Below are 17,505 nucleotides of genomic sequence, written 5' to 3'. Positions count from 1 at the left end.
TTTCTCAGTGCTTATCCAGCGCTAAATTAAGTTCCACCAGGTTCACCACCGGCTGGCCGATAAAACTGACCAACGGCTTTTGCGTATATTGTGCAACCAACCGCGTAACCTCTTCAACGCTGAGGTTGCGAGCCTGCGCCACGCGGGGAATTTGCCAGGCTACTGCGGCTGGCGTCAGGTTGTTATCCAGTCCGCTGGAAGAAGCTGTTACCAGTTCAACCGGAACCGCAGGATTTGCCTGCGGGTTGGCGGCACGCAGCGCGGCAATCCGGCTTTGTAGCTGTTTATCCAGTTCCGGGTTGCTGGCTGCCAGATTACTGCCGCCTGAAGCCATTGGATTATAGGGCATTTCCGCTGTCGCTGAGGGGCGTCCCTGAAAATAACCGGCAGCGGTAAACTGTTGCCCAATAAGCTCAGAGCCGCGAACAGTCTGACCTTCGCGCAGAAGCGAACCGTTAGCCTGGTGGGGAAACCACCATTGCCCCAACGCAGTGGTCAGCAGCGGATAAGCACCACCGGTGATAAGCATCAGGAACATCAATGTTGATAATGCAGGACGTAATCCACTCATCTGAAACCTCACACCAGACCCAGCAGGGTCAGCAGTAAATCAATCGCTTTGATACCGATAAACGGCACAACCAAACCACCCAGACCATAGATCCACAAATTGCGGCGCAACATCGCGGATGCGGACAACGGTTTGTAGCTCACGCCTTTCAGTGCCAGTGGGATTAGAAAGACGATGACCAGCGCGTTAAAGATGACCGCGCTGAGGATCGCCGAGTCCGGCGAATGCAGCCCCATCACGTTCAGTGCGTTGAGCTGCGGGTAGGTGGCGGCGAATGCGGCCGGGATGATGGCAAAATACTTCGCTACGTCGTTGGCGATACTGAAGGTGGTCAGCGAACCGCGCGTCATCAGCATCTGTTTACCAATGTGCACCACTTCAATCAGTTTGGTGGGATTGGAGTCGAGGTCCACCATGTTGCCCGCTTCTTTCGCTGCCTGGGTTCCGGAGTTCATGGCAACGGCAACATCGGCCTGCGCAAGGGCTGGAGCATCGTTGGTTCCGTCGCCGGTCATCGCCACCAGACGACCTTCCGCCTGATACTGACGAATTAGCGCCAGCTTGGCTTCCGGTGTGGCTTCCGCTAAGAAGTCATCCACACCGGCTTCTGCGGCGATTGCTGCGGCGGTCAGGCGGTTGTCACCGGTGATCATCACCGTTTTGATCCCCATTTTACGCAGTTGGGCAAAACGTTCTTTAATTCCGCCTTTTACGATATCTTTCAGGGCAATCACACCCAGTACGTGAGAGCCTTCGGCCACCACCAGCGGCGTTGCGCCAAGACGAGCGACGTTTTCGACCTTCTGCTCCACATCGGCAGGAAAGTGGCCGCCGTTGGCTTCAACGTGACGACGAATGGCATCAACCGAGCCTTTGCGGATCATACGGTTGTCAATGTTGATGCCGCTCATCCGGCTTTGGGCGGTAAACGGCACAAAGGTGGCATGCAGCGATTGCACGTCGCGAATACGCAGATTAAAGCGCTGTTTAGCCAGGACAACAATGCTGCGGCCTTCCGGTGTTTCATCGGCCAGGGATGAAAGCTGCGCGGCATCGGCCAGCGTTTTGACGTCCACACCCTGAGCGGGCAGAAAATCAGAAGCCTGACGATTACCCAGCGTAATAGTGCCGGTTTTATCCAGCAGTAGTACGTCCACATCACCTGCCGCCTCTACGGCACGTCCGCTGGTGGCGATGACGTTCGCGCCCAGCATACGGCTCATCCCGGCGACGCCAATCGCGGAGAGCAGCCCGCCTATCGTCGTAGGGATTAAACACACCAGCAGCGCAACCAACACCGTGACGCTGACTGCGCTTCCTCCCCAGGCGGAAAACGGCCATAGCGTGGCGGTCGCCAACAAAAAGATAATGGTCAGGGCAATCAGCAGGATTGTCAGGGCGATTTCATTGGGCGTTTTACGCCGCTGTGCGCCTTCAACCATGGCGATCATCCGGTCGAGGAACGTTTCACCGGGGTTTACGCTGCATTCGATAACCAGCCAGTCGGAGAGAATGCGGGTGCCGCCAGTGACGGAGGCGAAATCACCACCGGATTCACGAATCACAGGTGCGGATTCACCGGTAATGGCACTTTCATCTACCGACGCGCCGCCTTCGATCACCTCGCCGTCACACGGAATAATATCGCCAGCTTCCACCAGCACGATGTCGCCTTTACGTAAATCATCTGCGGGGACGTGATCCATCGCCGCGCCGTATTTCGGTTCGCGAAGTTTGCGGGCGAAGGCGGTTTTTTTGACGCCTTTCAGGCTGTTGGCCTGAGCTTTACTGCGTCCTTCCGCCAGCGCTTCAGCAAAATTGGCGAACAGAACGGTAATCCACAGCCACAGACTTATCGCGCCGGTAAACCTCGGGCTGCCCGGCATATGGCCTGTTGCCATCGCCACGGTTAACAGGGTCGTTAACAGACTGCCCAACCAGACGATAAACATCACCGGATTACGCCACTGGGTATGTGGGCTTAATTTTTTCACGGCGTCCATCAGCGCTTGTGCGACCAGAGAGGGTTCGAACAGCGCCAGTTGCTTGCGACTCATAGTAATGTGCTCCGCATCACTTAGTGTAATGACAGGTATTCTGCGACTGGGCCAAGCGCCAGGGCAGGAACAAAGGTGAGAGCGCCAACCAGTAACACCGTACCGATTAACAACCCAACAAACAGTGCGCCATGGGTAGGTAGCGTGCCGGGGCTTGCTGGCTGGATCTTTTTACTGACCAGCGATCCGGCAATCGCCATCACGGGAATGATCACGCCGAAGCGGCCGAAGAACATGCACAAGGCCAGCAGGCAGTTCCAGAACGGGCTATTGGCGCTTAATCCGGCGAATGCGCTACCGTTGTTGTTCGAGGCAGACGACACGGCATACAGCACTTCGCTAAACCCGTGTGGACCCGGGTTTAGCATGGCGCTGCGGCCAGCTTCGGACATCATCGCTATCGCCGTACCGAGCAGAACCAGCGTAGGGGTGACCAGAATCGCCAACGCGGTCATTTTCATTTCGCGCACGTCGATTTTTTTACCCAGATATTCCGGCGTGCGGCCAATCATTAACCCAGCGATAAATACCGCCAGCAACACGAATAACAGCATGCCATACAGACCTGAACCCACACCGCCGAAGACCACTTCGCCAATCTGCATTAACCACATCGGTACCATGCCGCCCAGTGCAGTGAAGGAGTCATGCATCGCATCAACAGCACCGCAGGATGCGGCTGTCGTGACGACGGCAAACAAACTCGTGGCCAGCACGCCAAAGCGGTTCTCTTTACCTTCCATGTTGATATTGCTGTCTGCACCGAATGCCATCAGGTGCGGGTTGCCCTGAACTTCGGCCCACATCACGACGGCTACGCAGACCAAAAAAATCAGTGACATGGCCCACAGTAGGGTCCGCCCCTGGCGGCGATCGCCCACCACATCACCAAAGGCAAAACACAAGGCGGTGGGAATTAAGAAAATGGCCAGCATTTGGACCAGGTTGGTCAGCGCGGTTGGGTTTTCAAACGGATGTGATGAGTTTGCATTAAAGAAACCACCGCCGTTTGTACCGAGCATCTTAATCGCTTCCTGTGAGGCGACCGGCCCCATTGGCAGCAGTTGTTTCACCCCTTCAAGGGTGGTAATGGGCTGATAGGGCAATAGATTTTGCAACGTACCTTGCTGAATGAAGAACAGAGCAATGATCAACGCGATGGGAACCAGGATCCACAGCGTAATGCGAACCAAATCGACCCAGGCGTTGCCCAGCGTATTCATACTCTGGCGCGTGAAGGCGCGAGTCAGGGCAAAAATCACCGCAATACCGGTCGCCGCAGACAGGAAGTTCTGCACGGTCAACCCGGCCATCTGGCTGAAATAGCTTAAGGTGGTTTCGCCAGCATAGGATTGCCAGTTGGTATTAGTGACAAAACTCACTGCGGTGTTGAGCGCCAGATCCCACGAAAGCCCTGGCAGTTGCTGTGGATTTAACGGCAGCAGGTTTTGCGCCATCAGCATCGAAAACAGGACCAACAGGCCAAGCACATTGAGCGCGAGGATAGCCAGCAAATACTGCCGCCAGTTCATCTCCTGCTGCGAGATGCCCAGACCGCGCCAGAGCAGATGCTCCACGCCAGCCAGACCCGGCAGGGATGTATTGTTGATCAGTCGAGCCAGCCCGAACCCTAACGGTCTGGCGATGACAAACAGTACCAGCAAGAAACTGGCAATAAGTAAGAATCCTTGGGCCGCCATCAGAACGCCTCCGCATTAATCAGGGCATACACCAGGTAACCTAATAATAAAAAGACCAGCACAATGCCGGTTATCACGCCTGCACTCACAGTGCACCTCCAGTGGCATAAATGTGATAACCAGAGCGTAGATTTTTACCTGCAAAGATTTCGCAAAAATCAGCGGGCGGGGTATAAAAAAAGTATAAAAATGGCAAAAACCATTATTTAACTAATGATTAGTATTAATTTAACTTTTATGTAACTTAATTACAGTTTTAAGCTAAACGGAGCATCAATAGATAAAAATAAGTGGTCGGATGAGTAGCAAAATTACACACAAGGCGGTATTATTTTCATCAGTTAACCAAATTTATTTTTCCGGTGCGATTCACCGAACAGATATATGGGAGAGGATTATGGACTTATATAAAGAGTATCCAGCACACATTGTTTTCTTACGCCGTACCTTTGCCGTTGTGGCGGGCGTGCTGGCGCTACCGGTCATGCTTTTCTGGAAAGACCGCGCCCGTTTTTACAGCTATCTGCATCGCGTATGGTCTAAAACCAGCGATAAACCGGTGTGGATGGAGCAGGCTGAAAAAGCCACCTGCGATTTCTACTAAGTTATCGTTCTTGCTCAAAAAAACCGCTCACAGCAATGTGGCGGTTTTTTTTTATGTGCAGATGTCTACACTTGTCGGTGTAATGAACAAAGCGTGGCAATGACTAATTTATATCCGGGAGTATTATGACCACCCATCTGGTCTGGTTTCGACGTGATTTACGTCTGCATGACAACCTCGCGTTAGCGGCAGCCTGTCGCGATCCTTCCGCGCAAGTTTTAGCGCTCTATATCTCTACTCCTGAGCAGTGGAAAGCCCACGAAATGGCCCCACGTCAGGCTGCGTTTGTGAATGCGCAGTTGAATGCCTTGCAGGCGGCGTTGGCGGAAAAGGGCATCCCGCTCTTGTTTGATGAAGTTGCAGATTTCGCGGCCAGCGTAGAAACCGTCAAAAACGTCTGCGCACAGCATAACGTCAGCCGGTTATTTTATAACTATCAATACGAAATAAACGAACGTCAGCGTGATGCCGCCGTCGAGAAATCATTACTCCATGTGGTGTGCGAAGGTTTTGACGACAGCGTGATCCTGCCTCCGGGGTCAGTCATGACCGGCAATCATGAGATGTATAAAGTCTTTACACCGTTTAAAAATGCCTGGCTGAAGCGAGTTAAAGAGGGGGTTCCAGAATGCGTTAGCGCGCCGAAGGTGAGAGAAAGCGGTGCGCTTGATGTTCCGTTAACATCAATAACGCTGAGCTATTCGCAGCAAGATTTTGATGCGCAGCTATTTGCGGCAGAAGAGAAATTAGCGATCGCGCAATTACGTAAGTTTTGCCAGCAGGCCGCGGGAGAATATGAGCAACTACGTGATTTTCCGGCGGTTGACGGTACCAGCCGATTGTCCGCGAACCTGGCGACAGGCGGGCTTTCGCCGCGCCAGTGCCTGAATCGACTGATCGCGGAGCAGCCGCAGGCTCTGGAGGGCGGGGCGGGCAGCGTCTGGCTGAACGAACTTATTTGGCGTGAATTTTATCGTCATCTGATGGCTTATCATCCGGCGCTGTGCCGGCATCAGCCGTTCATCCGTTGGACCGATCGTGTGCAATGGCAGAATAACCCGACACATTTGCAGGCCTGGCAAACGGGGAATACCGGATACCCTATTGTCGATGCGGCGATGCGTCAGCTCAACGCTACAGGCTGGATGCATAATCGATTACGCATGATTACGGCCAGTTTTTTAGTCAAAGATCTGCTAATCGACTGGCGTAAAGGCGAGCAATATTTTATGTCGCAGCTGATCGATGGCGATCTGGCGGCCAATAACGGTGGCTGGCAGTGGGCTGCCTCAACCGGAACCGACGCTGCGCCGTATTTCCGTATCTTTAACCCTACAACTCAGGGCGAAAAATTTGACCGTGACGGCGAGTTTATCCGCCAATGGCTGCCGGAACTGCGTGAAGTGCCGGGGAAAGCTATTCATGACCCGTGGACGTGGGCTGAAAAAGCGCAGGTGTCGCTCAACTATCCTCGTCCAATTGTCGATCACAAACAGGCAAGGCTGGCAACGCTGGCGGCCTATGAGGCGGCACGTAAAGGATAGCGTAAACCATGTTGGAGCAGGGAATAGATCGCGAAATGGTAAAACTGGTGACAGGTGTTTCTGAAACGGATTTGGCTGTAAGCCATGCATAATCGCCAAAAAACAGGCCCGAATCTTATCACATCATCGGGCCTGTACATTCAGGACTCTACTGCCAGCGGACGGTTTCTGAATTTAAGCGACTGGTATAACCAAATCAGCAGCACCAGCACCACGCAGGCCAACGCGCCCCAGGTAATTTCGCTAAAGACATCAATATACGCATTGATCGAATAGTTGATCGCCCCCGCACTGTCAAACGAGCCTTGCGACGTCTGATCGGCGATAACGCCTGCCAGATAGTTGGCGATGGCGCCGGAAAGCAGCATATAAATGCCTGTTAATACGCCGGTCACCCCAGGGATCTCGATACGCGTAATTTGCGACATCGCCACCGGGTCGATAAACAGTTCGGCAAAGCCCATGACCGCCAGCCCCAATACCATCAGCGGCATGGAAGAGTGGCCGTAGGCTGCGGACCAGCGGGCGCTTAAGGTCAGAATGCAGAACCCTGCGCTCATTAAACCGAGGCCCAGGGCGAATTTACCCCAGATACGTACGGTTCGATTGCCGCCAACGCTTTCTTTGACTACCCAGGCCAGCACGATACCGCACAGCATAACGGCAAAGGCGTTAACCGACTGGAACATCGCGGTCGGGATGGAATACCCCAAAATATCGCGATTAACGAAGCGGTCAATATACAGGCTAATCGAGCTGCCACCCTGTTGAGCAAAGGCCCAGAACAGCAGGCTGAAGAAGGTCAGCGTCACGATAAGCCCCAATTCTTTGCGCTGCTTCTGGTTTTGCGCCTGACGGTAAATCTTCGCCAGAACCGCCAGACCAATAACCGTGGCAACGATCAGTGCGTAAACGGACCACTCTTTCCAGAACAGGACGGTAATCAGTAACGGTGCTGCAACCAGCAGAACTAACAGCCAGGCCCAGTTTGGCAGCATATACTTTTTCGCACACAGCACGGTTTTGTTGACGCCAGTGGTATGAGCGAAATGGCGATTACCGCATAAGAAAATCACCAACCCTGCCAGCATGCCAATCGCAGCCAGCGCAAAACCCATCGCCCAACTGTACTCTTCCTGCACGTAACCGCAGGCAATGGGCGCAATGATCGAACCGATGTTACCGGCTGCGTAGAGCAGAGAGAATCCACCGTCGCGGCGCGGATCTTCAGGCTGATACAACTCGCCCAGCAGACAACTGATATTGGATTTAAACAGACCGTAGCCGCAGACAATAATCGCCAGCGACAAATAAAGGAACGCCGGAGCCATTTCACTGGCACCCAGGACCAGATGTCCCACCGCCATTAAAAATGCGCCGATCATTACCGCCATACGATTGCCGAGCACCTTATCGGCCAGGTACCCCCCGAGAATAGGCGTGACGTAGACCAGAGAGCAATAGGCGCTGAACAGTTCATATGCGTGATTATCGTCGTACTTCAGCTGGTTGGTGAGATACAGGATCAGCAGTGCACGCATGCCGTAAAAACTGAAGTATTCCCAGATTTGTAGCGCGACGACGTAGTAAATCGCCCGCGGTTGAGATGCTTGTTTATTCATTATTTTCTCGAAGTCAATGCCTCGCGACTGGCCTAACGTGCTGCGCGAGTGTGTTTCCTTAAAGTTGTAACTTTGATACAGATCTGATTATTTTTGCAATATGCTGTCTGATTGCATAAATATACATGAATTAGATCGCGTGAGGGGAAGCAAATTGCCTTCAAAGATGGTGTGATTGTTTCTTGATGTGTCAGTGAAATGGCTATCGACGAATGCTGGCGGGGACGCTATTTTAACCTAAGCTGTGATGCTGATTGGGCAGGCAGAACTAATGACTACGAGGACGACGATGAAAAACACCGAACTGGAACAACTGATCAACGACAAACTGAACAGCGCCGCCATTAGCGACTATGCGCCGAATGGTTTGCAGGTTGAGGGCAAAGAAACGGTGCATAAAATCGTGACCGGCGTGACCGCAAGTCAGGCGTTACTGGACGAGGCGGTACGCCTGCAGGCGGATGCGGTCATCGTTCATCATGGTTATTTCTGGAAAGGTGAATCCCCGGTAATTCGCGGCATGAAGCGCCATCGTCTGAAAACGCTGCTGGAAAATGATATCAACTTGTATGGCTGGCACCTGCCGTTGGACGCTCATCCCGAGCTGGGGAATAACGCGCAACTGGCCGCGCTGTTGGGGATTACTGTGATGGGGGAAATCGAGCCCCTGGTGCCATGGGGAGAACTCTCCATGCCGGTTCCGGGGCTGGAACTGGCATCGTGGATTGAAGCGCGTTTAGGCCGTAAACCGTTATGGTGCGGTGATACCGGGCCGGAAACCGTTCAGCGCGTCGCCTGGTGTACGGGAGGCGGTCAAAGTTTTATTGATAGCGCAGCCCGGTTTGGCGTCGACGCTTTCATCACCGGTGAAGTTTCAGAGCAAACCATTCATTCGGCCCGCGAACAAGGGCTGCATTTTTATGCTGCCGGCCACCATGCGACCGAACGTGGTGGCATTCGCGCATTAAGTGATTGGCTCAATGAAAATACCGATCTGGACGTGACCTTTATCGATATTCCTAATCCGGCGTAATAAAGAGGGACGAAAGTGCAGCGAGCGCGTTGTTATCTGTTAGGTGAAACAGCGGTGGTTCTAGAACTGGAACCGCCCATTACGCTGGCGACTCAGAAACGCATCTGGCGTCTGGCGCAGCGTCTGGTTGATGCCCCTAATGTACTGGAAGCTATTCCGGGTATGAACAATATCACGGTGACCTTGCGCGACCCGCAAACGCTGGCTCTGGATGCGATTGAACGCCTGCAGCGCTGGTGGGAAGAGAGTGAGGCGCTGGAGCCGGACTCACGCTTTATTGAAATACCCGTTACCTATGGCGGTAAGGCCGGCCCCGATCTGGCAGAGGTCGCCCGGCACAGCGGATTAAGCGACAAGCAGGTTGTTGAGCTTCATGCGTCGGTTGATTACGTGGTGTGGTTTATCGGATTCCAGCCCGGATTTCCCTATCTGGGGAGTTTACCTGAACAGCTCCATACACCCAGGCGTGCAGAACCGCGTCTGCTTGTTCCGGCAGGTTCTGTAGGTATTGGCGGATCCCAGACGGGGGTCTATCCGCTTTCCACGCCTGGCGGGTGGCAATTGATTGGCCGTACCTCCGTTGCATTATTTGATCCAAAACGGCAAGAGCCGATTCTGTTACGGGCTGGTGATACCGTGCGGTTTGTCCCGCAGAAGGAGGGGGTATGTTAAACATTATTCGCGCTGGCATGTATACCTCAGTCCAGGACGGGGGACGCCATAGTTTTCGTCAATCCGGAATCAGTCACTGCGGCGCGCTGGATAAACCGGCACTGAACGTTGCCAACCTGCTGGTGGGCAACAATGCGAATGCCGCTGCGCTGGAAATCACGCTGGGGCAGCTGGTGGTGGAATTTGAAGCCGATGGCTGGTTTGCCCTGACCGGTGCGGGATGCGAAGCGCAGCTGGATCGTACTCCCGTATGGAGCGGATGGCGGCTACCGGTGAAAGCCGGGCAGCGCCTGACGCTAAAACGTCCGCATCACGGCATGCGCAGCTATCTGGCGGTAGCGGGCGGTTTTGATGTTCCCGAAGTTATGGGTTCGCGCAGTACCGATCTCAAAGTGGGCATTGGCGGGCTGGAAGGGCGCCTGCTATGTGATGGCGATCGGCTGGCAATTGGCACTTCAACCCGGCAATTCAGCGGGCCGCAGGGCGTAAAACAGCTGATGTGGGGAAACAATATTCGTGCGCTGCCCGGGCCTGAATATCAGGAGTTCGACGAGGTATCGCAGGCTTCTTTCTGGCGTTCGCCGTGGCAGCTCAGCCCACAAAGTAACCGGATGGGGTATCGTCTGCAAGGGCAGCCGCTGACGCGCACGACCGATCGCGAGCTGCTGTCACATGGTTTGCTTCCCGGTGTGGTGCAGGTTCCGCATAACGGCCAGCCGATCGTACTGATGAACGATGCGCAGACGACAGGCGGCTATCCGCGCATCGCCTGTATCATCGAGGCGGATATGTATCATCTGGCGCAGATCCCGCTCGGCCAGCCGATTCATTTTGTGCAGTGTTCGCTGGAGGAAGCGCTCAAGGCGCGCCAGGATCGGCAGCGTTATCTGGAACAATTAGCATGGAGACTAAACAATGAAAATTGATCTCAATGCAGACCTCGGCGAGGGATGCGCTAACGATGCCGCGTTGCTGCAACTGGTCTCTTCAGCCAACATTGCCTGTGGGTTTCACGCTGGTGATGCGCAGACAATGCTCTTAAGCGTGCGTGAAGCGCTAAAAAATGGCGTGGCGATAGGTGCGCATCCGAGCTTTCCGGATCGGGAAAATTTTGGCCGTAGCGCTATGACCTTGCCTGTGGAAACGGTGTATGCGCAAACGCTGTATCAAATTGGTGCGTTGGCTGCTATTACGCGGGCTGAGGGTGGCGCAATGCGTCATGTCAAACCGCACGGTATGCTGTATAACCAGGCCGCTAAAGATCCTCAGTTAGCCGGTGCGATTGCCAAAGCGGTACATGTCTGCGATCCGTCACTGGTTCTGGTGGGCCTTGCAGGCAGTGAGCTGATCCGTGCCGGAGAACACTATGGCCTGGTAACGCGCCAGGAAGTGTTTGCCGATCGGGGTTATCAGGCTGATGGCAGTCTTGTACCGCGCAGCCAGCCAGGCGCACTGATTGAAGATGAAGAGCTGGCGCTGGCGCAAACGTTAGAAATGGTGCAATCCGGCAGAGTAAAAAGCCAGAGTGGAACATGGGCGAGCGTGACGGCCCAGACGGTATGCATTCATGGGGATGGCGAGCACGCACTCGCTTTTACCCGTCGCTTGCGTAGCGCCTTTGAAGCATGCAATATTCAAATTAACGCATAGAATTATTCATACAAAACAATAACATATTACACAACAACATAAGGGATTTAATTATGGGAGAGGCTATTTCTCTCTGGCCATTGACGGGGATCGCCGTCATCGTGGTCGGATTTCTTTTACGTTTTAACCCGGTATTGGTGGTTATTATTGCCGGGATCGTCACGGGACTGGCGGCGCATATGCCTATCGCCACTATTCTCGAGAAACTGGGTGAAGGTTTTCTTAACACCCGCAACCTGCCGTTTATCCTGCTGATCCCACTGGCGGTAATCGGTCTGCTGGAGCGTCACGGTCTGAAAGAACGTGCACAGACGTGGATCGCAAAAATTCGCAGCGCAACCAGCGGCCGTCTGCTGATTGTTTATTTGTTCATTCGCGAAGCGACCGCTGCGTTAGGGCTGACCAGTCTGGGGGGACATCCGCAAATGGTGCGTCCGCTGCTGGCGCCGATGGCGGAAGGAGCCGCTGAGAAAAATCACGGCGAGATACCTGGGGCGGTACGCTATCGACTGCGCGCCATGTCCGCTGCGACCGATAATGTCGGGCTGTTTTTTGGTGAAGATATCTTTGTTGCTTTCGGCGCCATCATCTTCATGCACAACTTTATGCTGGAGTCCGGCGGGATCCAGACTGAACCGTTACACATTGCCCTGTGGGGGATCCCGACGGCAATTTGTGCCTTCTTGATCCATGGCGCACGTCTGTGGCGTCTGGATAGCTATTTGCAACGTGAAGTGGCGAAAGCGAATGCCGTAGCGAAAGGGGAAGCACAATGAGTTTTCAACAAAGCTACCTCTACTGGCTGGCGGGCGCGGTATTACTGATTGTGGCCGTCATGTCCTGGCAGGATAAAGCGAACCCGCGTCGTTTCACCACTGGTCTGTTTTGGGGCATATACGGCGTACTGTTTCTGCTTGGTGACTGGACATACTCGCTGTTTGGCGACAAACGCGCGGTACATATTGCCGTCGGTGTTGCGGTGGTCGTCCTGGCGCTGATTGCCGGTTTTGGTGGCGTGAAGCTGGGAAGCTACCATCAACGTACACAACAACAGCGTGAAGAGAGCGCCAGCCGACTGGGTAACCGCTTGTTTTTCCCTGCGCTGGCTATCCCGGTAGTGACCGTTATCGGCGTGCTGATGTTTAATCACATTCCGGGCTTACAGGATGCGCTATTTGGGCCGGGCAATCACGCCACGCTGGTGACGCTGTTTTCGATGACCGCAGGTTCATTAATTGGTCTGGCAATGGCGGTTAAAATGACCCATGAGCGGGCGCATCAACCGATCCAGGAGGCGCGTCGCCTGCTGGATTCCATTGGCTGGGCTTTCATCTTGCCGCAGATTCTGGCTACGCTCGGACTGTTGTTTACGGCAGCGGGCGTAGGCAGCGGCATTTCATATCTGACGCAGGAATATCTGGCGGTAGACAGTCGTTTTATCGCGGTGGCAGTGTACACCATCGGCATGGCATTGCTGACGATGGTGATGGGTAATGCGTTTGCAGCTTTTCCGATCGTGACCGCCGGGATTGGTATTCCGATCCTCGTGCTGCAGCACGGCGGTAATCCGGCGGTAATGGCGGCAATTGGTATGTTCTCCGGTTATTGCGGGACATTGATGACACCGATGGCGGCGAATTTTAACATTGTCCCTGCTGCGCTACTTGAGCTACCGGACAAAAACGCGGTGATTAAGGCGCAGGTGCCAACCGGCATACTGCTGCTGCTGGTCAACGTGTTCCTGATGTATTTCCTGATGTTCTTGTAAGGTGACAGGATGAAAACAGTACTCATCACGGGATTTGAACCCTTTGGCGGCGAGTCAGTTAACCCTTCTTGGGAAGTGGTCTCGGGTCTCGACAATGCTATCATCGGTGGGTGTCGCGTCGTCGCCCGCCAGTTGCCGTGCGTCTTTGGCGAGGCTCTTGTCGTACTCAATGGCGCGATTGACGCGCTGTCGCCATCGCTGGTGCTCGCAGTCGGGCAGGCCGGGGGCCGCACGGATATCACCGTGGAACGCGTGGCAATCAACGTGGACGATGCGCGTATCGCGGACAATAAAGGTCAACTGCCGGTAGATGTGCCGATTGTGGCCGATGGTCCGGCGGCATGGTTTAGTACACTGCCGATCAAAGCGATGGTTGTGGCGATGCGCAACGCGGGAGTTCCGGCCTCGGTTTCCCAGACCGCTGGCACTTTCGTGTGTAACCACGTGATGTATGGCCTGCTGCATAAACTACGCGACGCACCGGCGGTGAAGGGCGGCTTTATTCATATCCCTTATTTGCCGCAACAGGCCGCACAGCATCCCGGGGCGCCAAGTATGGCGGCTGAAACAGTGCGCCGGGCGCTGGAAGTCGCAATTGCCACAGCATTGCAGGTGGAAAATGACATCGCAGTGACGGGCGGCGCAACACATTAACAAAGGACAGTATTATGCCTGAAGGCCCGGAGATCCGCCGCGCGGCGGATAACCTGGAGGCGGCAGTCAAAGGCAAACCCCTGACCGATGTCTGGTTTGCCTTTGAGCAGCTAAAACCGTATCAATCTCAACTGATTGGGCAGCGTGTTACTCAGCTTGAAACGCGGGGGAAAGCATTACTGACCCATTTCTCTAATGGTCTGACGCTGTACAGCCACAATCAGCTCTATGGTGTGTGGCGAGTGGTGGAGACGGGCAACATCCCGCAGACCTCACGGGTACTCCGTGTCAGTTTGCAAACACAAGACAAAACTATCCTGCTCTATAGCGCGTCTGATATCGAGATGCTGACGCCAGAACAACTTACCACCCATCCGTTCCTGCTGCGGGTTGGGCCGGACGTACTGGATCTACGTTTAACGCCCGATGACGTTAAAGCACGTCTGTTATCCCCGCGTTTTCGCAACCGGCAGTTTTCTGGCCTGCTGCTCGATCAGACATTTCTCGCCGGATTAGGTAACTACTTGCGGGTAGAGATTCTCTGGCAGGTAGGGTTGACCGGGCAGCATAAAGCGTCGCAGCTTGCCGATGAACAGTTGGATGCGTTGGCGCATGCGCTGCTTGATATTCCGCGTCTGTCCTATAACACCCGCGGGCTGGTGGATGAGAACAAACATCACGGCGCGCTGTTTCGCTTTAAGGTCTTTCACCGCAATGGCGAAGTCTGTGAGCGCTGTGGTGGAATCATTGAGAAAACGACGCTCTCTTCGCGACCCTTTTACTGGTGTCCGGGATGTCAAAGATAGATCTATACCGAAGCATAGGTTTTGCGATATTGCAGCGGCGTTTTACCCATGTTTTTGCGAAAGCTGGTAATAAACCAGGCATATTCGGAGAAGCCGACCTGGGCGGCGATATCGCGTACCGAGCCGTTGGTATGTAACAGCAGTTCGCAGGCCTGACGAATACGCCGCATCATCAGGTATTCCTGAATAGTGCCCCCGGTCTCTTCGTGAAAACGGCGCGAGGCATGACCTCGTGAACACCCCATTTCACTGGTGATATCTTCCAGCGAGCAGCGCTGATGAAAGTGTGTTTCGATCCAACGGATAATGCTTACCGAAAATGTATTTTGCCCCGTGGCCTGCGCCTGATGTGGCAGTAGGCTAATAAGTTGCATCACCAGGAATGCGCTGTCACTGATGCTAAAGGTCTGGCTTTTGATCTGTTCTTCAAACCGGCTCAGCAACGTTTCAATGACCGGCTGAACGTCGCCTACGTCAAATACCCTCGCTTTCTCTCCCCTGGCGCACAGCTGGCGCAGCAGCATTTGCTGTCGAGGAAAGTCCCGCAGGTACTGCTCAATCTGCGGGGCGTTAAAGTGCAGCGTTGTGCGGTGATAAATATTGCGTGCATTCTGTTCGACAAACACTTTATGCAACTTTCCTGGCGGGAAAATAAAGATTCGCCCAGGTTTAACGGTGTACTGCTGGTGCTCCATAAGCGCGATACCAACCCCCTGAGAGACCGATAGTATCTCCACGCACTGATGCCAGTGATAGTAGTTGGCAGGCATATTCTTCATACGATTAAAGTAAATCGACTTATCGTTGATATTAATGTGTTCAAGATAGCTGCTGTCTTCAGTCTGCTGCATAACTGTCTCATTGGGTGATGTTAACAAACTTAAGTTTTTATCACTGTAATCGAATTTTTGCTGTGAAATGCAGATGAATGTTGTTCTTCATCACCAGTGTTGTGCGGAAATACGACAATTATCACATTTGTATGTCAGGCCAAATCCTTATTATGCGCCCAACACTTCATCAAATGAAACGAGGTTTCATTATGCGGGCAAGGCAAGAATATGTAGAAATGGCGCGGAAATGGTTGGTATCAGCCATTCCTCATCTCACTCGCGATAATACGCGGTTGGACGTTGGAAATACGTCAGCACAATATCCGGCAGACATTGCCGGAATAGAGGGGTTCGCGCGTTTGTTGTGGATCCTTTCGCCGTTGCTGAGCGGAGGAGAGGCGAGTGATTATCGTGAGACATTTATTCGCGGTATTCGTCATGGCTGCGATCCCAAACATCCGGACTATTGGGGCAATCTGGTCGATAACGATCAGCGCTGCGTGGAAATGGCCGCTTTTGGCGTTGCGCTGGCGCTGCCGAATACGGGGTTGTGGAACGAGTTAACAGCCGATGAGCAGGGCAATCTGGAGCGCTGGTTACGGCAAAGTGCTGAAATCCAAATCCCGGATAATAACTGGCACTTTTTCCCGGTATTGGTGCAGGTCGGGCTTAAATGTGTCGGACGCCACTACGATATGATGGTTATTGATAAACATCTGAACGCGATTGAGTCGTTCTGGCTCGGTAACGGCTGGTATTCCGACGGTGCAGGCAAACCGCGCGATTACTATATCTCCAGTGGGTTTCATTTTTACAGTTTGCTGTATAGCCATTTTATGCAGGACGCTGACCCTGAACGTTGCCTGCGCTATCGCCATCGCGCGCGTCAGTTTGCCAAAGATTACATCTATTACTTTACCAGTGACGGGAATGCGATTCCGTTTGGTCGCAGCCTGACTTATCGCTTTGTCCAGGTTGCGTTCTGGAGCGCTGTCGTCTGGACAGGGCTGGATGTTTTTACGCTCCCTATCGTAAAAGGCGTTATTTTGCGCCACCTCGACTGGTGGTTAGCGCAGCCTTTCATTGATCCGGAGGGGTTATTCTCGCTGGGATATACCTATCCGAATCTGGTGATGACTGAAGATTACAACAGCCCGTGCTCGCCCTGGTGGGCATGTAAGGCATTGCTGATTCTGGCACTGCCGGAACAGAGCGCGTTCTGGCAAGCCGAGTCGGCCCCGTTGCCTGAACCAGAGCCAATTCATCCGATCAAGGAAGCTGGGCAATTTGTCGTTCATGATGATGAAAATCGACACGCCTGGATGCTGATGTCCGGGCAGTACGATCGCAATAATTTTGTCAATTTCGATGCCAAATACGGCAAATTTGCTTACTCCAGCCACTTCGGTTTTACCCTTGAGCGTGGTCTTTATGGCATCAACCATGCGGCCTGTGATTCGATGCTGATGTTCAGCGAACAGGACAACTATTGGCGCGGCCGCCGTGAGTGTGAGGCTGTAGAAATGACCGATACGTTGATTCGAAGCCGTTGGCTCCCATGGTCAGATGTCGCAGTGACGACCTGGCTGATCCCGTTTCAGCAAGGGCATATTCGAATCCATCGCGTGGAAACCGCGCGTACGCTTGAGTGTGTGGAAGGGGGATTTTCGCTTAATCGCCATCAGCTTATCGATACCAAAACTGCACAGCACGAGGTCACGCTTCGCGCCATCTCAGGTGTATGTCAGATAACCGATCTGTTGGCTGGACGCCAACCGGAGGTCGTCACTACGCCACCTAACAGCAATATTCTGTATGCATCTCCGGGAGAGATCCCCTGTCTTCGTAGCACGCTTACACCGGGCACGCACTGGCTGGCCTGCGCCATCAATGCCACTTCGCTTTTATGGCTGCCGCCCCCAGTGGCAATGGCCTTCGACTGCGAAAACCAGGCGCTGACGCTGGGTGCCAAAACGTTGGAAATCTTATAA

Annotated in this window: 17 protein-coding genes; 11 read left to right on the top strand and 6 right to left on the bottom strand. The window is 53.7% G+C overall.

What is annotated here, in order from left to right; translation table 11 throughout:
* Nucleotides 1-4: 4 nt before the first annotated feature.
* Genes kdpC through kdpF form a run of 4 tightly spaced genes read right to left on the bottom strand, consistent with a single transcriptional unit; the run spans nucleotide 5 to nucleotide 4,417 of the window.
* A complete protein-coding gene (gene kdpC / locus ACU8YC_RS09950) occupies nucleotides 5-571 on the bottom strand; it encodes a potassium-transporting ATPase subunit KdpC (protein WP_151219530.1) in 567 nt (188 codons plus the stop codon).
* Between the two features lie 8 nt (nucleotides 572-579).
* Nucleotides 580-2,628 carry a potassium-transporting ATPase subunit KdpB gene (gene kdpB, locus ACU8YC_RS09945; RefSeq protein ID WP_151219531.1) on the bottom strand — a complete coding sequence of 683 codons (2,049 nt, stop codon included), beginning with the start codon at nucleotides 2,626-2,628 and terminating at the stop codon, nucleotides 580-582.
* A 20-nt stretch (nucleotides 2,629-2,648) separates the two neighbouring features.
* Entirely contained in the window at nucleotides 2,649-4,328 is a 1,680-nt protein-coding gene (gene kdpA / locus ACU8YC_RS09940; protein WP_446895302.1) for a potassium-transporting ATPase subunit KdpA, read from the bottom strand.
* Complete coding sequence (gene kdpF, locus ACU8YC_RS09935) at nucleotides 4,328-4,417, bottom strand: K(+)-transporting ATPase subunit F (RefSeq protein ID WP_001670793.1); 90 nt, start codon at nucleotides 4,415-4,417, stop codon at nucleotides 4,328-4,330. Before kdpF ends, kdpA begins: the two co-directional genes overlap by 1 nt.
* Nucleotides 4,418-4,725: 308 nt before the next feature.
* Between kdpF and ACU8YC_RS09930 the strand changes: the two genes are divergently transcribed.
* Both ACU8YC_RS09930 and phrB read left to right on the top strand, forming a co-directional pair.
* Nucleotides 4,726-4,932, top strand: coding sequence for a YbfA family protein (locus tag ACU8YC_RS09930; protein ID WP_151219533.1), 207 nt, complete (start codon nucleotides 4,726-4,728; stop codon nucleotides 4,930-4,932).
* A gap of 125 nt (nucleotides 4,933-5,057) precedes the next feature.
* On the top strand, nucleotides 5,058-6,476 hold the full coding sequence (phrB, locus tag ACU8YC_RS09925) for a deoxyribodipyrimidine photo-lyase (protein ID WP_151224951.1): 1,419 nt from the start codon (nucleotides 5,058-5,060) through the stop codon (nucleotides 6,474-6,476).
* Nucleotides 6,477-6,616: 140 nt separating this feature from the next.
* Here the strand turns inward: phrB and dtpD are convergent, their stop codons facing one another.
* On the bottom strand, nucleotides 6,617-8,098 hold the full coding sequence (gene dtpD / locus ACU8YC_RS09920) for a dipeptide permease DtpD (protein WP_446895301.1): 1,482 nt from the start codon (nucleotides 8,096-8,098) through the stop codon (nucleotides 6,617-6,619).
* 289 nt (nucleotides 8,099-8,387) lie between these two features.
* Between dtpD and ybgI the strand changes: the two genes are divergently transcribed.
* Genes ybgI through nei form a run of 8 tightly spaced genes read left to right on the top strand, consistent with a single transcriptional unit; the run spans nucleotide 8,388 to nucleotide 14,681 of the window.
* A complete protein-coding gene (gene ybgI / locus ACU8YC_RS09915) occupies nucleotides 8,388-9,131 on the top strand; it encodes a radiation resistance protein YbgI (protein ID WP_071696195.1) in 744 nt (247 codons plus the stop codon).
* A 15-nt stretch (nucleotides 9,132-9,146) separates the two neighbouring features.
* Nucleotides 9,147-9,803 (top strand): 5-oxoprolinase subunit PxpB, encoded by a 657-nt coding sequence (gene pxpB, locus ACU8YC_RS09910; protein ID WP_414437939.1) that lies wholly within the window; start codon nucleotides 9,147-9,149, stop codon nucleotides 9,801-9,803.
* Entirely contained in the window at nucleotides 9,797-10,729 is a 933-nt protein-coding gene (gene pxpC, locus ACU8YC_RS09905; RefSeq protein ID WP_446895300.1) for a 5-oxoprolinase subunit PxpC, read from the top strand. Before pxpB ends, pxpC begins: the two co-directional genes overlap by 7 nt.
* Nucleotides 10,719-11,453: a 5-oxoprolinase subunit PxpA gene (gene pxpA / locus ACU8YC_RS09900; RefSeq protein ID WP_414437938.1), complete on the top strand. Its 735-nt coding sequence runs from the start codon at nucleotides 10,719-10,721 to the stop codon at nucleotides 11,451-11,453. Before pxpC ends, pxpA begins: the two co-directional genes overlap by 11 nt.
* Before the next feature lie 53 nt (nucleotides 11,454-11,506).
* A complete protein-coding gene (locus ACU8YC_RS09895) occupies nucleotides 11,507-12,229 on the top strand; it encodes a DUF969 domain-containing protein (protein WP_151219539.1) in 723 nt (240 codons plus the stop codon).
* Nucleotides 12,226-13,221 carry a DUF979 domain-containing protein gene (locus ACU8YC_RS09890; RefSeq protein WP_446895299.1) on the top strand — a complete coding sequence of 332 codons (996 nt, stop codon included), beginning with the start codon at nucleotides 12,226-12,228 and terminating at the stop codon, nucleotides 13,219-13,221. Before ACU8YC_RS09895 ends, ACU8YC_RS09890 begins: the two co-directional genes overlap by 4 nt.
* Before the next feature lie 9 nt (nucleotides 13,222-13,230).
* Nucleotides 13,231-13,875 carry a pyroglutamyl-peptidase I gene (pcp, locus tag ACU8YC_RS09885; RefSeq protein WP_423390292.1) on the top strand — a complete coding sequence of 215 codons (645 nt, stop codon included), beginning with the start codon at nucleotides 13,231-13,233 and terminating at the stop codon, nucleotides 13,873-13,875.
* Nucleotides 13,876-13,889: 14 nt separating this feature from the next.
* Nucleotides 13,890-14,681, top strand: coding sequence for an endonuclease VIII (gene nei / locus ACU8YC_RS09880; protein ID WP_187252800.1), 792 nt, complete (start codon nucleotides 13,890-13,892; stop codon nucleotides 14,679-14,681).
* A 2-nt stretch (nucleotides 14,682-14,683) separates the two neighbouring features.
* Here the strand turns inward: nei and ACU8YC_RS09875 are convergent, their stop codons facing one another.
* Entirely contained in the window at nucleotides 14,684-15,532 is an 849-nt protein-coding gene (locus ACU8YC_RS09875) for a helix-turn-helix domain-containing protein (RefSeq protein WP_446895298.1), read from the bottom strand.
* A gap of 191 nt (nucleotides 15,533-15,723) precedes the next feature.
* On the opposite strand from ACU8YC_RS09875, the gene ACU8YC_RS09870 reads away from it, so the two are divergent.
* A complete protein-coding gene (locus ACU8YC_RS09870) occupies nucleotides 15,724-17,505 on the top strand; it encodes a DUF2264 domain-containing protein (RefSeq protein ID WP_261990540.1) in 1,782 nt (593 codons plus the stop codon).

This window comes from Citrobacter sp. VF227 (assembly GCF_052950715.1).
The sequence above is the reverse complement of the archived record's forward strand: the minus strand, read 5'-3'. Positions and strand labels throughout refer to the sequence as shown.